This is a genomic window from Ruegeria sp. CDSA236, from assembly GCF_059611285.1.
Genome location: NZ_JBXWPG010000005.1, coordinates 36,392 through 54,344 on the forward strand (window position 1 = coordinate 36,392; position 17,953 = coordinate 54,344).

General features: G+C 57.7%; 12 protein-coding genes. 6 read left to right on the forward strand and 6 right to left on the reverse strand.

Annotated elements, in window-relative coordinates; genetic code table 11:
* Positions 1-29: 29 nt before the first annotated feature.
* The 6 genes from iolE to iolG form a co-directional block, all read right to left on the reverse strand.
* Positions 30-929: a myo-inosose-2 dehydratase gene (gene iolE, locus AC2FLB_RS09665; RefSeq protein WP_496709151.1), complete on the reverse strand. Its 900-nt coding sequence runs from the start codon at positions 927-929 to the stop codon at positions 30-32.
* A complete protein-coding gene (gene iolD / locus AC2FLB_RS09670) occupies positions 926-2,758 on the reverse strand; it encodes a 3D-(3,5/4)-trihydroxycyclohexane-1,2-dione acylhydrolase (decyclizing) (protein WP_496709152.1) in 1,833 nt (610 codons plus the stop codon). Before iolD ends, iolE begins: the two co-directional genes overlap by 4 nt.
* Positions 2,759-2,840: 82 nt before the next feature.
* A complete protein-coding gene (locus tag AC2FLB_RS09675) occupies positions 2,841-3,662 on the reverse strand; it encodes an ATP-binding cassette domain-containing protein (protein WP_142635708.1) in 822 nt (273 codons plus the stop codon).
* A gap of 1 nt (position 3,663) precedes the next feature.
* Positions 3,664-4,770, reverse strand: a complete 1,107-nt coding sequence (locus AC2FLB_RS09680; protein WP_142635706.1) for an ABC transporter permease — start codon at positions 4,768-4,770, stop codon at positions 3,664-3,666.
* A gap of 68 nt (positions 4,771-4,838) precedes the next feature.
* Complete coding sequence (locus AC2FLB_RS09685; protein ID WP_142635704.1) at positions 4,839-5,759, reverse strand: sugar ABC transporter substrate-binding protein; 921 nt, start codon at positions 5,757-5,759, stop codon at positions 4,839-4,841.
* Positions 5,760-5,876: 117 nt separating this feature from the next.
* Positions 5,877-6,890 (reverse strand): inositol 2-dehydrogenase, encoded by a 1,014-nt coding sequence (iolG, locus tag AC2FLB_RS09690; RefSeq protein WP_496691726.1) that lies wholly within the window; start codon positions 6,888-6,890, stop codon positions 5,877-5,879.
* Between the two features lie 364 nt (positions 6,891-7,254).
* Between iolG and AC2FLB_RS09695 the strand changes: the two genes are divergently transcribed.
* Genes AC2FLB_RS09695 through AC2FLB_RS09720 form a run of 6 tightly spaced genes read left to right on the forward strand, consistent with a single transcriptional unit; the run spans position 7,255 to position 17,953 of the window.
* Positions 7,255-8,682, forward strand: coding sequence for a tyrosinase family protein (locus AC2FLB_RS09695; RefSeq protein ID WP_496691727.1), 1,428 nt, complete (start codon positions 7,255-7,257; stop codon positions 8,680-8,682).
* A gap of 6 nt (positions 8,683-8,688) precedes the next feature.
* Positions 8,689-9,390 (forward strand): copper chaperone, encoded by a 702-nt coding sequence (locus AC2FLB_RS09700; RefSeq protein WP_496709153.1) that lies wholly within the window; start codon positions 8,689-8,691, stop codon positions 9,388-9,390.
* Positions 9,377-10,984: a S8 family peptidase gene (locus AC2FLB_RS09705; protein WP_496709154.1), complete on the forward strand. Its 1,608-nt coding sequence runs from the start codon at positions 9,377-9,379 to the stop codon at positions 10,982-10,984. The genes AC2FLB_RS09700 and AC2FLB_RS09705 overlap by 14 nt, the downstream gene beginning before the upstream one ends.
* 7 nt (positions 10,985-10,991) lie before the next feature.
* On the forward strand, positions 10,992-12,800 hold the full coding sequence (locus tag AC2FLB_RS09710; protein WP_496691730.1) for a S1 family peptidase: 1,809 nt from the start codon (positions 10,992-10,994) through the stop codon (positions 12,798-12,800).
* Complete coding sequence (locus tag AC2FLB_RS09715) at positions 12,797-15,919, forward strand: ATP-binding protein (protein ID WP_496709155.1); 3,123 nt, start codon at positions 12,797-12,799, stop codon at positions 15,917-15,919. Before AC2FLB_RS09710 ends, AC2FLB_RS09715 begins: the two co-directional genes overlap by 4 nt.
* Positions 15,920-15,970: 51 nt before the next feature.
* The gene (locus tag AC2FLB_RS09720) at positions 15,971-17,953 is read left to right on the forward strand and encodes a DNA/RNA non-specific endonuclease (protein ID WP_496709156.1); all 1,983 of its coding nucleotides are present in this window, start codon (positions 15,971-15,973) and stop codon (positions 17,951-17,953) included.

The following is a 17,953-nucleotide window of genomic DNA, read 5'->3' on the forward strand; positions in this document are numbered from 1 at the left end:
GCCTTGGTGTTGCCCCTTGGGGCGGTTTGTTAGTTGGTGATCTCCAATCTTGCCTGAGCGCAGACATCGACAATGTGGTCGTAGCCCATCTTGGAATACTCTTGGGGTGGGGCCTTGGCGGGGTCCTGTTCGGCCTCGACCACGATCCAGCCGCTATAACCCATAGATTTCAACGCATTCGCCACGGCTTGAAAATCAATGCAACCATCGCCAGGCACAGTGAACGCTCCCGCGACGACAGCATCCAGGAAGCTGCGGTTGTTTTCGCGCACATCCTGTACGACCGCCGGACGGATATCCTTGAAATGGACGTGATGCACCCGGTCACCCCACCGATTGAGGGTCGCCATCACGTTGCCGCCACCAAACAGCAAGTGGCCGGTATCAAAGCACAAGCCGACCTCGGGGCCCGACCCTTCCATCAACCAGTTCACATCCTCTTCGCTTTCGATAATCGTGCCCATGTGGTGGTGATAGGCCATCGGCATGCCCTGATCAGCCATCCATTTGGCCAGCTCGGTGATTTTGGCGGCATAGGCCAACACCTCATCCCGGGACAGTTTCACCCGGTCATTAACCGCGACCCCGATCTGCCCCTGCACGGTGTTCGAACATTCGGCATAGACGATGCACGGGCTGTTGAGCGCTACGAATTGTTCGACCTGCGCGCGCACGGCCTCGCGCTCGGTGGCAAAATCGTTAACCAGAGAAGCCCCAGAACACCAACCGCCACACAGGACGATATCATTGGTGTCGAGATAGGCGCGCAGACCTTCGGTATCGCCGGGCATCCGCTGACCGCGTTCGACGCCGGTATAGCCGATCTCGCGCGCCTCTTTCAGGGCCTGTTCCATCGTGTAAGCCGCGGTCAGGTCCGGCAGATCATCATTCTGCCATGCAATCGGAGAGATGCCGATCTTCACGCTCATTTCGTGTTTCTTTCCTTGATGGCAACCTCATAGGCTGCGCGCTTTTCATTCACTTCCGGGCGGATGCTGACCTCGGGCACGGCCACTTCCCACCAGGTGCCGCCATATTCGGTCGACGGGTACGGATCGGTGTCTATGACGACCACATAGGGGCCGGTGACCTCGCCACGTTTGGCCAATGCCTGCTCCAGCTCAACGATCGAGCCCACCTTGACCGAGGTCGCCCCCATCGCCGCCGCATGCGCAGCGAAGTCTATGGCCGAGGGCGTTTCGTGCACCGCATGATCCAGCAGATTGTTAAACTCGGCCCCGCCGGTGCCCATTTGCAGACGGTTGATGCAGCCAAATCCACGATTGTCGGTCACGACGACAGTAAAGGAGATGCCCATCATCGCTGCCGTCGCCATTTCGGAGTTCGCCATCATATAGGTGCCGTCACCGGTAAAGCAGATGACGTCGCGATCAGGCTGGGCCATCTTGATGCCCATTGCACCGGCGATTTCATAGCCCATGCAACTGAACCCGTATTCCATGTGATAGGCACCGGGGCGGGGCGCTTTCCACAGCTTGTGCAGCTCACCTGGCATCGTGCCCGCGGCGCACATGACTACCGTGTTATTGTCCGAGGCGCGTTGCACCGCACCCACTACCTGCATATCCGTAGGCAACGCGTTTCCGTCACCGGGCGCGTCGGTCAGTGCATCCACCTTGCCAAACCAATCTGCCTTCAGCGTGTCCGCCACCGGGTCGGCCCGGTAGCCGTGCAAGGCTTCGCCAAGTTCCTCTAACCCGACACGCGCATCGCTTTGCAGCGGCATTGCGCCGTGTTTTTCGGCGTCATAGGCGGCTGTATTCAGGCAGATCATCTCGCGATTCGGATTGGAAAACAGCCCCCAGGACCCGGTGGTAAAGTCCTGCAACCGCGTCCCAACAGCAAGCACCAGATCGGCCTCGGCGCAGGTGGCGTTGGCCGGTTCACCACCGGTTACACCAACCGGGCCAAGGTTCAACGGATGATCCCAAGCCAGCGCCGATTTCCCGGCTTGCGTCTCGGTGATCGGGATATTGTGGGATTCCACAAAGCTCTGCAGCACATCCGTCGCTCCGGAGTAATGCACGCCACCTCCGGAAACGATAACGGGACGTTTGGCTGATCTGATCGCAGCCACCGCACGGGCCAACTCCGCCTCATCCGGGCGAATGCGGCGCTGATACCAGACCCTCGGCTCGAAGAAACTCTCGGGATAGTCATAGGCTTCAGCCTGAACATCCTGGCAAAAGGCCAACGTCACAGGCCCGCAATCGGCCGGGTCGGTCATGGTGCGAAAGGCGCGGGGCAAGGCCGTCAACAGATGTTCAGGCCGCGAGATGCGATCATAGTACCGGCTGACCGGGCGAAAACAGTCATTGGCACTAACCGTACCATCACCAAAGCTTTCGATCTGTTGCAACACAGGGTCAGGCCCGCGGGTGGCAAACACATCGCCGGGGATAATCAGAACCGGCAACCTATTCACATGCGCCAACGCCGCCGCGGTGACCATATTGGTGGCCCCTGGTCCAATGGATGAGGTCACCGCCATCGCCCGCGTCCGCCGCGTCTGCTTGGCGTAGGCAATCGCGCAATGTGCCATTGTCTGTTCATTTTGCCCGCGATAGGTTGGCAGGCTGTCTTTCGCGCCGTGCAGCGCCTCGCCCAGCCCGGCCACATTGCCATGGCCAAAAATGGCCCAGACACCGGCGATAAAGGGCTTGCCAGCTTCGTTCATCTGCGCGCCCAGATAGCGCACCAAAGCTTGCGCTGCGGTCAGTCGGACTGTGTTGCCCATAGTGATACCTTTCAACACAAGGCCATCTCGGCCATTCCTGCAATTTCGAAAATAGGGGCCTGTGGCCCAGACGGGGGAACGGTTAAACCGTTCCGCCCAAAGAGCCTTCCAGCTGGGCCATTTCCTGACCTCCGGCCATCAGGTCCTGCAATTCCTCGGGTGTGATCTCTCCACGTGTGGCCGTGCCCAGCGTCTTGCCACGATTGAGCACGGTAAAGCGATCACCCACTGCCAGCGCATGGCGCACGTTATGGCTGATAAACACCACACCCACGCCCTGATTACGCACCTTGTCGATGGTTGCCAAAACATTCGATGTCTGACGTACCCCAAGTGCCGACGTCGGCTCATCAAGGATCAAAACCTTGGCCCCGAAGTAAACCGCCCGGGCAATGGCAACCGTCTGACGCTCGCCCCCTGACAGGGTTCCAACGGCCTGATCCGGCCCGCGCAGATTGATACCCATCTTGCGCATCTCGGCCATACAGACCTCATTGGCCTGGTCGATATCGAACCGTTTCAGCAATCCCTTGCCCTTGGTCGGTTCGCGACCCATGAAGAAATTCCGCGTCACACTCATCAGCGGGATCATCGCCAGATCCTGAAACACGGTCGCAATGCCCGCCTCCATCGCATCGCGTGGCGTGTCAAATTGCAGCGGTTTGCCTTCGAAAAAGATCTCGCCCTTGGTGGGTTTGTGAACTCCGGACATGGTCTTGATGAAGGTCGACTTTCCGGCACCGTTGTCGCCCAGCAGGCAGTGGCATTCGCCAGGCCTGACGTCAAAGCTGACGCCTGCCAGGGCAATAATGTTACCAAAGTGCTTTTCGATATTCTTCATTTGCACGATCGGCGCAACATCCTTTACCGCATCCCCGTGATGGAACTTGCTGTCTTCAGTCATATCAGCGCTCCCCGGTTACGCGTTTGCGGATGGCGTTGTTGAACAATACCGCGATCAGAAGCATTGCGCCCAGGAACACCTGGAACCAGTCCTGATCGAAATCCGTGTAAGTCAGCCCGATGACCACCATGCCAAAGATGATCGCGCCAAAGAACGCCCCGATGGCCGATCCATAGCCACCGGTCAGCAGACAACCTCCGATCACCGCCGCAATGATGGCCTCAAACTCTTTCTGGAAGCCACGGCGCGCATCGGTCGATCCCGCGTCGATCACGGTGATGATTGCGACCAGCGCCGCACAGCAGGCGGTTAGCATGAACAAAGACACTTTGATACGGCTCACCGGCACACCAGAATTCGACGCCGCATTGCTGTCGCCACCGGCGGCAAAAATCCAGTTTCCAGCTGGGGTCCGCAGCAAAACATAGGTCGCCGCTAGGGCCAGAACGATAAACCACAGAATCTCGACCGGAATGCCCGGTACTTTCGGCGCCCCGTTTTTGAATGTATCGATCAATCCGTTTGCAGCCAGCCAGGCAAACAAACCGGCAAAAGCTTCGCCCGAGAAGAACGGGGCCAGCCAGTCGTTTTCGACTACATCGCGCACGCCACGCAGCTGGGTTGACCCGCCAGTGGCTGCTTTGAGACCCACCAGTGAGAGACCGCGCAGAATGAAAAGGAAAGCCAGAGTTACAATAAAAGAAGGTAGGCCCGACCGTATGACGATATTGCCGTTCACCGCCCCAACAAAGGCCGCAAAAACAAATGTCATCGGGATCGCAATGATCAGAGGTAACTGCCAAGTCACCACGCAGACACCAAAGAACAAGCCTGCAAAGGCAACCATCGAACCGATCGACAGGTCAAACTCACCCCCGATCATCAGCAGCGCCGCTCCGATAGCCAGGATACCCAGCTGTGCCGCAGGCGTCATGAAGTTCATAACTCCAGCCAGCGTGAACATGGAATCGTCTGCCGTGAGCGCGAAGAAAATGACCACCAGGACCACACCGGCCATGGCACCAAGCTCTGGACGTTTCATCAGCTTGGTCAGAAACGGTTCTTTCTTTACGCGTTCGTCCGTAGTGACGGGCGCTGACTCACTCATGTTTCCCTCCCAATTCGGTTGAAACGGCGCACCTGGCGCCGTTTCTGTTTTTCACTGTCCCAAACGGATCAGCGGATACCCTGTGCCGATAGGTCGATAACCTGGGCTGCCTTGTCCTGTGTGATCAGGTTCGGACCCGATGGCACGTTGCCACCTGGCATCAGACCGTATTTGGCATGCAGGCCCATGAAGTTCACAGACAGATAGCCCTGCAGATACTGCTGCTGGTCAATGGCAAATGCCGCATCTCCATCGGCGATGGACTGCAAGAAGTTCGCAGACAGGTCGAACGAGGCCACGTTCACATCACGGCCCGATGCTTTCACAGCCGCTACCGTGGGTTCACCAGCCGAACTTGCACCCAGCGCCATGACTGTGTCGACAGCGTCATTCGCGGCCAGAGCGGCCGAGACCTTCGCTTCGATTTCTGAAGGATCGTTCGAGGTCGGCAGAACTTCTACGCTGCCACCAAAGCCTTCGGCAAAACCGGCGCAACGCAGGTCAAGCGCCACGTTTCCGACTTCGTGGTTCACACAGATCGCATTCGCGCCACCCATCGAAGCCAGCTTTTCGCCTGCGGCCTTGCCCGCATCAAACTCGTCCTGACCGACATGCAGCAATGCGCCCAGCTGTTTGGACACGTCCGAACCCGAGTTGATCGAGATCACTGGAATTCCGGCAGCAACAGCACGTTCGATTGACGGGCCAAGCGCATCGGCATCCGGGATCGAGACAATCAACCCGTCCGGTTCCTGGTTCACGGCGGCGTCGATCAGCTGTGACATCGCAACCATGTCAAAGGTCTCGGGTGCGCGGTATTCCACGTTCACGCCGACATCCTTGCCCGCTTGCTCAACGCCGTTTTTCACGACGTTCCAGAAGGCGTCATTGGCCTGACCATGAGACACAACGACGATCTCCTGCGCGAATGCAGGCGTGGCCATCGCCAGTGCACCAGCTGCCAGTGCGCCTTTAAAGAAATTATTCATATGGTTTCTCCTCCCGTTTGAACAGTGTGTTGGGGTCTTGGCCCCAATCTTCCGATTAAACCGAATCTTCTTCGCCCCGATCCGGGGCGAAGCTGCCCCAAGTTTCCGCATATCCGATCATTTTGCAACCGGTTTCAAAACTTTGGCCAAAACCATCGACTGTCCGGACTGCGCAGAACGGGTTGCGGCCTCGGCCATAGCAAGCGCGGCGACACCGTCGTCCAGAGTTACAGGCACCCCTGATCCAGAATTTACTGACCTAACGAATGCATCCCATTCGGCGCGATAGGCAGACATGTAGCGTTCAAGGAAAAAGTAAGTCGGCTTGGCACCGGTCACGCCATTCGAAGTTGACTTAACTACTGAGTTTTCAAGGATATTTTGCGCCTGAAGCATCCCTTCTGATCCCAACAGTTCAACCCTCTGATCATACCCATAAGCCGCACGCCGAGAGTTTTTGATCACAGCGATCCGGCCATCTGCATAAGTCATTGTCACGACCGCCGTGTCCACATCACCTACGGCACCGATTTCGGGGTCAACAACCGATGTGCCCACTGCCGAGATTACTTCCGGCAGGTCACCCATCAGGAAGTTCGCCATGTCGAAATCATGAATCATCATGTCCCGAAACAGCCCTCCTGATACTTTGACATAGCTCACCGGTGGCGGCGCTGGGTCGAAAGATGTAATGGACAACAACTCGGCCTTGCCGACCTCACCAGCCTCAAACGCGGCCTTCAAAGCAGCAAAATTCGGGTCGAATCGACGATTAAAACCGACCATGACGGGCTGGCCGGTGGCTTTTGCAACGGATTGACAGGCGACAGCCCTATCAAGGCTCAAATCAACCGGCTTCTCGCACAATACCGCTTTTCCGGCTTGAGTGGCCGCTTCGATCAGGTCGGAATGCGTATCCGTCGGCGTGGCGATCAGCACTGCATTTATCGAAGGATCGGAAATAATCTCTTGTGACTGTCGCGCACTGGCCCCGAATTCCTCAGCCAAACGCGCCGAAGCTTCGGGCAGTGCATCAGACACCGCGCTCAGTTCACTGTAGGGATGCGCCGCAATAGCCTGCGCGTGAACACGCCCAATGCGCCCAGCCCCCAGCAATCCTACTTTTAGCATCCCGCGCCCCCGAATCCCTTTTTTCGACACCACAATGATTCTCTTTGCAACCGGTTGCAAGAATTATTTCACTGTTACTCGAATTCACCCTTGTTTTCGGGTACTCGGCATGTGTGCCCACTGCAGCTGCGGCCGTCCAATTCACAAATATACAGTAACTGGCGCCTCTGACTTAGAACGCAAGCGAAAGGCCACGCGTCACCCTGAATTCATCTTATCTGGGAAACGCACATTGGCACAGTCAACACCTGCCAGGCCTACCCTGCTTTGGCTTGGATTCATTTTGGTTAACATAAAACCACGCAAGTGTTACACTCGGCGCATTATTAGATTCCAAGATTTATTTGCAGTTTGAGGTATTGTTATGGCCACAAGAATCCGCAAAAACGTTTGGACCCTGCCAGCCAACGACGAAACTCTGATCTGGTATGAGCGTGCTGTCGAAGCTCTCTGGGACCGAGATCTGGAAGACCCGACATCGTGGTTTTTCATGGGCGCAGTTCATGGGCAGCCGCAGAATTTTCCGAACATTCCCGGTTCCGGACAATTCTGGAACCAATGCCAGCACCAAAGCTGGTTCTTCCTGCCCTGGCACCGCGGATATATCACCGCATTTGAGGCCGTCGTCGGCAAAGCCATCGCCGATCTGGGCGGGCCGCAGGATTGGGCGCTGCCTTATTGGGACTATTCCCAACCCCTGTCAGAAAACCCGAATGCGCGCCGCCTTCCTGTGGCGTTCCGTGAGCCGACCAAGTCAGACGGCACGCGCAACTTCCTGTTTTCCCGCCGACGTGTAGTGGTGAATGGAGATTTCGGATTTCCGGACGACGTGGTGTCGCTGGATGCGTTGGATCATGAAGATTTCACCAATGATACGCCCGGATTCTCATCAGGGTTTGGTGGCCCGCAAACCGGGTTTCACCCCGGCGGTGGGGACAATGGCGCATTGGAAAGCACGCCCCATAACGACATACACGTTTGGATTGGGGGCTCTGGCGGTTTTATGGCAAATCCGGCCACTGCGGCCTTTGATCCGATTTTCTGGCTGCACCATTGCAACATTGATCGGCTATGGGAAGTCTGGCGCAACGCCGACCCGAGCCATGTCGCCCCACCCTCGCCACTGTGGCGCACTGGCCAGACATTCTCGATGCATGATGGCGATGGCGCGGCATTCACCTTCAACAGCGAAGAAATGCTGGACAGCACAAGCGTCCTGCACGGGTTTCAATATGACGGCGTTCCACCCGCAGTAGAACCCGCCATTCCAGCAGAGGAGTTCGTCATGGCAGGCAAGGAACCCGAGCTTGCCGGCGCAAGCGAAGCTCCGGTCAAGTTGCGTGGTGCAATGACCACTGCCGGCGTAAAGCTCGACACTTCAGTCGCGCTGATTTCCGGCGCCGAGGCCCCCGGCACCACCCGGCGCGTTCACCTGCATCTTGAGGGGATCAAGGGCCGTGGCATGCCCGGATCTTACCGCGTCATGCTGGATCTTCCGGATGACGCTTTGCCGCCAGCGATTATCGGCACCTTGTCGCCGTTTGGCCTTGAACAGGCAAGCAACCCGGACGGCCCACATGGCGGCAACGGCCTTGCGGTGACTTACGAGATCACAAAGCTGGCCTTTGCACTGGGGCTGAGCCAAGGCGACGCCAACAGGTTGCAAATCCGGTTTCAACGGATGTTTGATGACAGCGAGGCCTTTGGCCAAGTACCGGGGTTGGAACAGATCGCCCCAACAGAACAGCAGCCAGACATTGAGATCGGCCGCATAAACCTTTATTTCGACTGATCGCCCATGGCGTCGGCTACCGGAATAGATCGCCCTCGCCTGTTTGGACAGGCCGATATCGAAATACGCACGACACTTGGCGTGGCCGCGCTTGCATGGCTTTGGCTTGCTTTGGTGCCCGCGCCCTCATTGCATTGGCCGGCGATGGTTCTGGCGATGATGCTTCCAACGCTTGTTCCGCAGATCGCACATGTCCGCGCGCGCAGCTTCGCAGATCGAAGATCACGCGCGGCACTTCTGTTTGTTCTGCCATATCTGTTGGCCTGGCTGGTCGCAGGCGCGCTTGCTGCGTTTCTTCTGGCGCCGGTTCTGCACCAAACCGTGTTTGCGCCGTTGGCTTGCCTGTGCGCCGTAGCATGGCAGTTCAGCCCGCAAAAACGCAGCGCATTAAGGAAATGCCACAGCCGTCCGGTCCTGGCCGCCTTTGGTCCAAGTGCCGACCGCGATGTGCTGATCTTTGGGCTGACCTATGCGCGCGATTGCATCACCTCTTGCTTGCCGATGATGCTTGTCATGCTAGGGACCCACGACTTTGCCGTCATGATCTTTTTGACTGTGATCATCCTGTCGGAGCGCGCCGTTCTTCGCCCCGACCCCCGCGCCAGCGCATTCTCCCTGTTGCTGACCGCGCTGGCGCTTACGGCGGTGGCCCATGCGCCCAACCATCTTTTGCTTTTGTATAAGGATATTTGCCATGCAGGAATATGACGCCCTAACAAGGTCCGATGTCTCGCTCGACGGCGATCCGCTAGTCATTGAAGTGGTCTCGGATACACCCCAATCCTTGTCGGCTATTCAAGAACGTGTGGGTAGTGCACTTCCTGATGTTGCCACCAGTACCCAAGCGGTCTTCGACGCAGATGCGGATCGATTTTTCTTTGTTGAATTCCCCGAGATCAATCCAAAAGGCCAAGAGCGTGAGGTTTTTGCATTTGGCCGTGCCCTCCGTATGGCGCTGGACGTAGCCGAGGCCAACCCGGTCTTGCCAGACAGCCTGTATGGCGCGGCACATGTGGGTACGGAGAGCTTTCTCAGTTTCTGCGAAACCAAGCGTGACAACTCTCGGCCCTATGGCTGGCACCACAAACGGATCAAGACACCGCTGGCCTGGCAGCACACCCGGGGTCAGGGCAGCAAGGTCGCGGTGATCGACACGGGCTATTCCGACCATAGCGAACTGGCGGGCGTGATCGAAACCAACGGCATGTGGAATTTTGTCGAAGGGAACGGGGATGCGCGTGACCGGTTTTCAGGCGGCGTCCTTAAACATCCCGGTCATGGCACGCTTGTCACCTCGGTCGTCGGATCGCGGGGCGGGGCCGATATGAATGGCGATACCACCTCGCCGGGGGCGATAACCGGTACGGCCCCTGCGGCCAAGGTTCTGCCAATCCGGGCGATCAAATCGGTGATCGACATGACCCAGCTGCGTATTCCTGCGGCAATCTCTCATGCGGTCAGCCAAAACGCCGATGTCATCGTGATGGCGCTTGGCGGGCCGGTACGGGTCTCTTCGACGGAACAGGCGTTGCGCAATGCGGTACAGGCCGGATTGGTCATCGTCTGCGCCGCGGGCAACTGCTATCCGAACGTGGTCTTTCCCGCCGCCTATGCATCACTGGAAATCTGCACAGCGGTCGCTGCACTGCAGCCCGACAGACGCCCCTGGCGCAAAACTGGGCGTGGCCCCGAGGTCAGCTTTTCGGCCTATGGCGAAAACGTGTGGGGCGCGGCCAAGAACAAGGCGACCGACCCAAACTCGGGTATCCGCGCCAGCCAGGGTACCACGCTTGCCACCTCAATGACTGGAGGCGTTGCAGCGCTGTGGGTCGCACATCACGGCGGTCGGGCGGCGCTGTTGCAAAAGGCCCAGAATGCTGGGACCACCGTTCAGGCGATGTGGTTGCACTGTGCCAAACACGGGATGAGCAAGCCAGCCGTCTGGAACGGCGCCACCGATCTTGGCGCGGGCATCATCAATGCCCAGGCGGTCCTGAATGCGCCACTGCCAACAGGCGCTGAAAGTCCGGCAGCACCCGACCCGAATGCAACCCCGACATTGAACATTCTGGTCTCGCATCTTGCGGGAACAGACAGCGAGGCCGCCGGAGAAATTACCCCAGACATGGCCGATTACGCCAATGAGATCATCTGGCTCAGCTATCGTCGCGGGGCCCGGAAGCGTATCGTCGAAAGCGATGGTGGGGCCGAGGCCATGGTTGGCGAAGACGCCCCGACCTCGGGGCTGGACACCGCATTGTCGGACAAACCGGCCCTCAGCGCCTATTTGGGCATGGGATAAGCCACGGATGGTGAATGCAGCGCATATCCGGATTGCAATCCGAAAGCATGAACCGATTGTGCGTCATGCTTTGACTGCGCTGTTTCCCGACCCTGATGACCCGGTGAATTATGAAGCCGTCGAGGAAAGTGTAGACGAAGATATCGGCGAAACGCTTGCCGATGTCTTGCTGGAAATTCTGGTCGACGCTGCGAAGGTCAAGCAGTTCCTCAATTTTCTGCGCGCGCGCGGCGCGGACCCTGTGCCGCGCGACCGTAACCTGATTTTTGCCGAAAACATCGCTCGGTTTGACGGCACCCTGATCGGCACACCGGCGAATAATTCGTTCGACTTTGCTGCATTGGGCGATTTTGCCCCGCGCGCTGAAAGCTTTCGCTGTCAGATCTGGATCAACAACACATTCGAAGGTTCTGGAGCGTTTGTGGCCCCGAACCTTGTGCTGACCGCAGCCCATGTCCTGGATGCTCTTAGCACCGTGCCCGCCGGGGTTGATCCACGCCTTGAGATTCTTGCCTCGGACGAAAAGCGGTATGCTGCAAAATGCGTAAAGCTTTGGCCCTATCACAACAGTGAAAAGGCCGGAAACCTGCCGCCGGGCGATGAGGTGGACATCGCGCTGCTGCGGATATTCCTGCCGCTGGGGCATACCTATGGCAGTGTCGATGTGACCGGCGATCCCCCCGATTTTGAGGGTGCAGACCTGTTCACATTGGTCCACTACCCCGAAGGTGTCACCAAGGGGTTCATGCCCGGCAAAGTGCACCGAGAACCTGGCGCCAAGCGGTTCCCTCATGACATCGACACATCCGGCGGGTCATCCGGTGGCCCCGGTTTTGACAGCCAATTCAGGTTTTTGGGCATCCACCAGGGCAAATGGGAGACAACCAAACGGCTTGTCCCTTTCGAGCAGTTCCACGATGACCCCGACTTCCAAGATCTGATCAGCAAGAACTCGAAACAGCGGGACATGTGGTCGCTGAGCCGCGACATTGACGGGACCATCATCATCGGCCGCAACCAATTCGTATCCGGGCTTGCCCATATGCTGGATCATCCCAAATCCAAACTGCGTGGGATCTGGATCAGGCGCGAGGATACGACGTCTATTCGTGGTCTCGGATTCAGCTATGACATGCTGGAATCCTATCTGCTGATGCAAGAAGCACCTAACGCCGCGCCGCAACATCGTTGCATCCGATTGGGGCCGACCCTGAATACGGACGATTTGCTTGCTGATCTTGCCGAGAAGGCCAACGGGACCGTCGCCTCGCCAGACGCTGCTGCTGGAACAACCGCCGCCCAGACTACCGATGTTGCATTCGAAGGCAGCCGCGTGGAGACCCTGATTGCTGACATGGATCAGGCCGCCAAAACCGCAGGGCAAACATGGTGGATCTATTTCGACAACCCGCCCGAAGGGCTCTCACCACGTGCCCAGGTACAGTTCGAGCATATCGCCAAATGCTTGCCCACATCCGAGAATCTGCGCCTGATCCTCGCAGGCTATGAGACCTATCGCCTGTCGCCCCTGCGTTTTGCCAATGTCGGCGCTGTCGACGGCGCGCAGCGCAGCGGCCTATTGGTGGAAGAGCTGGGACCATTCACACGTAGCGATGTTGAGGCTACAATTAACAGCATGATCACTTCGCTTGACCCGGCAAAAGAGCTGACACCGGCTGCTCGACGGGCAATGGTGGACTCTGCTCTGGCCGGGTTGAGCCCTGACAACACAGGTGAATTCGATGGCGAACATCTGGAAACCGTTGTCACCCGTGTTCGCCAAGAGGCCAAACGCTTTCTGGAGATAGAAGGATGAACGAGGCGCAGGAAGAACTCCGTTCGCGCCTGCTGCGCGCCGCCGCCCTTCGCGGGGCATTTGAACCACGGCAGCTTATGCGCGAGGTGCTGAGCGAGGATGAATACCGCAACCGCGTGCTGCGGGCGCGGCTGATGTCATCCCTTCGTGAGCTGAGCCATGTTGATAAGTCGGGCGACTCGACCAAATGGATTCTCCGCCTGACCGCCCGACATCGCGAATTGTCTGAGATGGAAGAGTTCGACTCGGCCACCACGCAGTCCGAGATCGTGCAGGCCCTGTCGGGCCAAGAGGGGTTCGCACCGGGCGCTCTGGATCACCTTATCGAGGCGGAAACAGATGAACAAAACCTGTCGCAGCACCTTGTCACGTTAGAGCGTGCAGGCCAAAAAGCGCCAGGATATGACCGCCTGTTCAGGCTGCGCAGCCGATTGAACCTGCTCAGACGCGAGCGCCGGTCAAAAGAGCGCCTGGGTGAAAAATTCGTGGGGCGTGTCAGCGAAATCGACAAGATTCAACGCTGGATCGACCACCCTATGCGCTCGGCCCCTTTGAAAACCCTGCATATCGAAGGTCAGTACGGGATCGGAAAATCCTACCTGCTGGAACGCATCATCCAGATTACAAGCGAACGCGAAGACGTCATCCTGATCCGGCTGGATTTCGATCAGCCTTCATTGCAGACCGGTCCAATCTTTGAAGAGATCTCGCGTCAGATCGGTACCGCAATACCCCAAGCGGCCCCCGAACTCCGCAAATTGCGGTTGCGCTATTCCGAACAGGTCACACGGGAGATATACGAAAGCTCGGACCTTACACCGCGTCAGTTGATCCGGGCGATGATCAATGCGGTGGCTGATGCCGGTCTGCGCCTGGTTATCCTGCTGGATACGCTCGAAGTATTGCATGGTCAGGGCGCGACCTTCGTGAATAACCTCATGAACGATCTGGATCGCTTTGTCGAAAAGGAACAGATCGAAGTATCGATCATCTCAGCCGGTCGCGGGCCGATTTTCGGCGAAGATCACCCAAGACGGGGCGAATACATCAAGCTCGACCAGATCGAAGACGAGTTGGTCAATCAAACGCTGGATGAGGCCGGAATCCCCGAGGAATTCCGCGATCAGATCATTTTGCGCTGTCAGGGCAATCCGTTGAAATTGCGGCTGCTGATTGACGAGGTGCAGACCGAGGGCCGATTGGCCGAAGTCACCGAAGACGAGAATGACCCGATTGCCGCGGGCATCGTGAACCGGGCCATCACATCGCGCCTGCCAGTACACCTACGTGGCATTGCCAATTACGGCTTGGTTCTAAGCGAGATAAACGCCGACAACCTGAACGGCATCGTTGCACCGGCGCTTGGGCTGGGTGACCTCAGCAGCGAAGCAGGCACAATCGTCGCGGATCTTGGCCTGCAATCCTGGCTGATGGACGCCGCCACCGAAGGTCAACTGACCCATAAGGCCGATATGCGGCGGGACCTGTTGGAACCGACCTACAGCCAAAGCCCCATCGAAACCGCGCAGGTCAACCGCGCGGCCTGTGCGTATTACGCCGACCGCGATCCGCTGCTGTTCCTGTACCATTCGCTTCAGCTTATGCGCGTCGGAGAAGCCCCTCCAAGCATCAATCCCTCACTGGCTGAACGCTTCCCCGAACAGCTGTTGAAAGAGCTGCCAATCGACGCGCAGGACCTGATCCGTCAAGCTCGCGGCCAGCGCTCGGCCCCGGTGCAAGAAACCAAACAACGGGAATACGGCGCCACTGGGCTGGACAGCGGTTCTGAACTTCCCCCCGAAGACCTTGTACAGGTTGAGTCCAAGGCCGCGACGGCACGAGCACGGATCGTCAAAGGTCGCGGTTATGTGGCCGCACCAGATAGTCGCGCAGTCAAAGACCTGCGAGCGATGTTGGAGCAGGGCCAGCGCCGCGAGGCAACGCATATCATACGCGAAGGATTGAAAGGCGCCTATGATCCGGCAAGCGAAGTTGGCATCCTGATCCTGTGCCACAACTGGCAGAGCGGTCATTGGTCCATGGCGCGAAGCCTATTCAATTTGTTGCCAGCAGATACCGTGCTGAGAGAGGCACAACAAAGGCCCGAACTGGAAGGCCGGATGCTCCTAGAGATTTATGCCGAGTTTGAATTCGAAGAGCTCGTTAACCGACTCCGCGATAAGGACTTTCGCGACATAGCTCTTCGCGTCGTGAACAGCTCGTCTCGAATTGGAATGCAGTCAGCAGCGCTTGAATTCGCTCTTCTGGCAACGGGTATGAGCTTTGAGGGTGATCATGAGGTTCTGGGCCTGATCGCCCCCTATCTGGATCACGGCCCCCGCGAGCTGACCTATGAAAGGCTCCGCTATGCGGCGGGTATCCGTCAGGAGTTCGGGCTGGAATATTCAGAGCCGGACATGCCCGACCCCGCTTTACCGACGGATGATTACGGGCTCGCGTTGGCCCCATTGAATCCCTATTTCGACCGGATGCTGGCGCTTGTGGAAGAGTTTCAAGCAAGTGGCCGGGGTCGTGTTCTGCGCGATTTGTCCAACCTTGCCACCGGCCTTTATGAAGCGGCTGACATTTTTGCCCCGGGTTTACAGGGAATCAACAATGCGATGTCCCAGCTGTCAGAGCGTCCAACGGATGTGATTTCGCTATTGCGCGCGATGGGCCTTACCGCTGATTGGGCCGAGGGGTACAGTTTTTACCACCCGATCCCTGACTTGCCAACGCTCGCACGCGCGGCAAGACGTTGGCAACAAGTCATCGGCGGCTATTGGGCCTTCCCCTCACCACCGCCACCAGAATGGAATTCCACACGGAAATGGAGCGACCTGACATCAAGTCGAACCGTCGACCTTTTGGAACGCGGCAGTCATGGTCTGGCAGACCGAGTTCTAAACTTCTGGGCGGATCCTTTGAACGAAGGGCGCGGTAAGTCCACTCAAACCCTGCAACGCCGCCTTGCACCAGTTGCTCGGGGGCTCACCCATGGTTCAGGAACAGAGGAAATCCTTGGTTGGCTTACCAAAAGCCGGGCGCCCGTGGTGTTTCATCCGGCACTGACCATGTTTGCCGAAACAGGGCGGGGGCCAAAATACCTCGATCCCTAGAGGCAGATCGACTGAGTTTGAAAACTTCATATTAGCTGAGGAACCAATGCCATGAGCGATTTCGAAAAGGAAACATTCAGCCGGCTGGAAGGCCTTGGAAATGCCGGAACAATCGACAAGGCGCGTGAGGCTCTGGATACCAGTCCGGGCATTCTTGGTGAAATGGGCCTGACACCGGATCGTGCCCGTGAATTGATGGGCGCGCAGATGAATAAGCTGGAAAGCTTTGGCTCTACGCCCTCGCAACTTGAAGCCATCGTGCGTGCGGTCGGACGCCCGCCCCTGATCGTGCGCGGCGGCAAGGTTGAAGGCAAACAAACACTTTCGTCCGACTTTCCGCCAGATATCGATATTCGTATCGGCAAGGCCGAAGACAAAATCGCCTCGGTTGGGCGTATCGAGTTTATCAATCATGACTTTAGCTGGGGTGGCACCGGTTGGGTGATCGAAAAGAAGGACGACCATCTGCTGATCATCACCAATCGCCATGTTGCCAAGCTGGTCGCGCGGCGCAGTTTCCTGGGCGATGGTGTCTTCATGTTTGCCCCCGGCAATGCCCGCTATGGCGCCCGGATAGATTTCCTCGAAGAGGTCGGCGCAGCGCAAGACCCCGAACGGCTTTTCGACATTCGCAAGTTCACCTATATCGCCGAAGATGCGGCCGCAGATATCGCGCTTGGAAAGATCGACCTGCCCGCAGATACGGCCAATTTCACGCCTGCGCCGATCCCGCGCGCCGATACGGATGCCCAGCACGGCGAATGCGTCGCGGTGATCGGGTATCCCGCCAAGGATTCCCTGCGCAATGACCCCACGCAGATGTCCAACTATTTCAACGACCTGTATGACGTGAAACGCTTTTCGCCCGGATTTCTCATCGAAGACGGCGGCGTGACGATCCTGCGCCATGACTGCACGACTTTGGGCGGCAATTCGGGCTCGCCTGTGATCTCGTTGGACAGCGGCAAAGCGGTTGGTCTGCATTATGCAGGTACCTTCGGCGTCGGAAACTCGGCGGTCAGGATCAGCACGGTCAACGCATTGTTGGACGGGGCGGTGCCGACCTCGATCCCCGGAACTGAAATCGTCCGGCCAGAACGACCTGACGGAAACCATGACGCAGACCATTTTGAACCGCGCGACGGGTACAACCCGGACTTCCTTCAAGTGGCAGAGGTCCCTCTGCCGGTGGTACCGAATGCGTTTGGGCTTGCCACTCCGTCGGATGCGACCCCGGAACGCCCCAACGAATTGCGCTATCAGAATTTCGGCATTCTCTATTCTGCGACTTTCAAAACACCGATCATTGCCGCGCTAAATATCGATGGTGCCAAGACCCGACCGCAAAAACGAGGTAGCGACAAGTGGTTCGCTGACCTGCGCATCCCAGCAAATGTCCAACTCGGCAAAGAGGATTATGATCACGCGGATATTGACCGGGGCCACCTGGTTCGCCGTGCGGCGACAAATTGGGGTGTCGATGATGCACAGGCCAAACAGGCCAATGATGACAGCTTTCACTATACCGCTGCTGCCCCGCAGCACCGGGCCTTTAACCGGAGCCACGCGCAATGGTTGGGTCTTGAGAACTTTATCATGACAAATGTGCGCACACATGGATTCAAGGCCTGTGTGTTCACCGGACCAATCCTGACCGGTGACGAGCCGATGTTGAAAGATACCGGATCGCCGGTACCCCTGAAGTTCTTCAAGCTTGTGACCATGCTGGCCGAAGAGGATGGCAGCGAAGGCATTCTTCGCCTTCATTCCACCGCCTATGTACTCAGCCAGGTTGAGGTCATCCAACAGATGCTCTCGAACCAGGGGAGCGTGGAATCTGTCGGTGGATTTGAGTTTGGTGCCTATAAGACATTCCAGATCCGCGTCCGGGATTTGGAAAAATTAACCGGGCTGAACTTTGGCCCCCTTAGCGACGCCGACCCATTGGCGCAGCGTCTGACCGATGCAGAAAGCCTGGCGGGACAACCACGTCCGATCGTCACAGTCGAGAGCTTTGCCAACGTCGTAATCTGA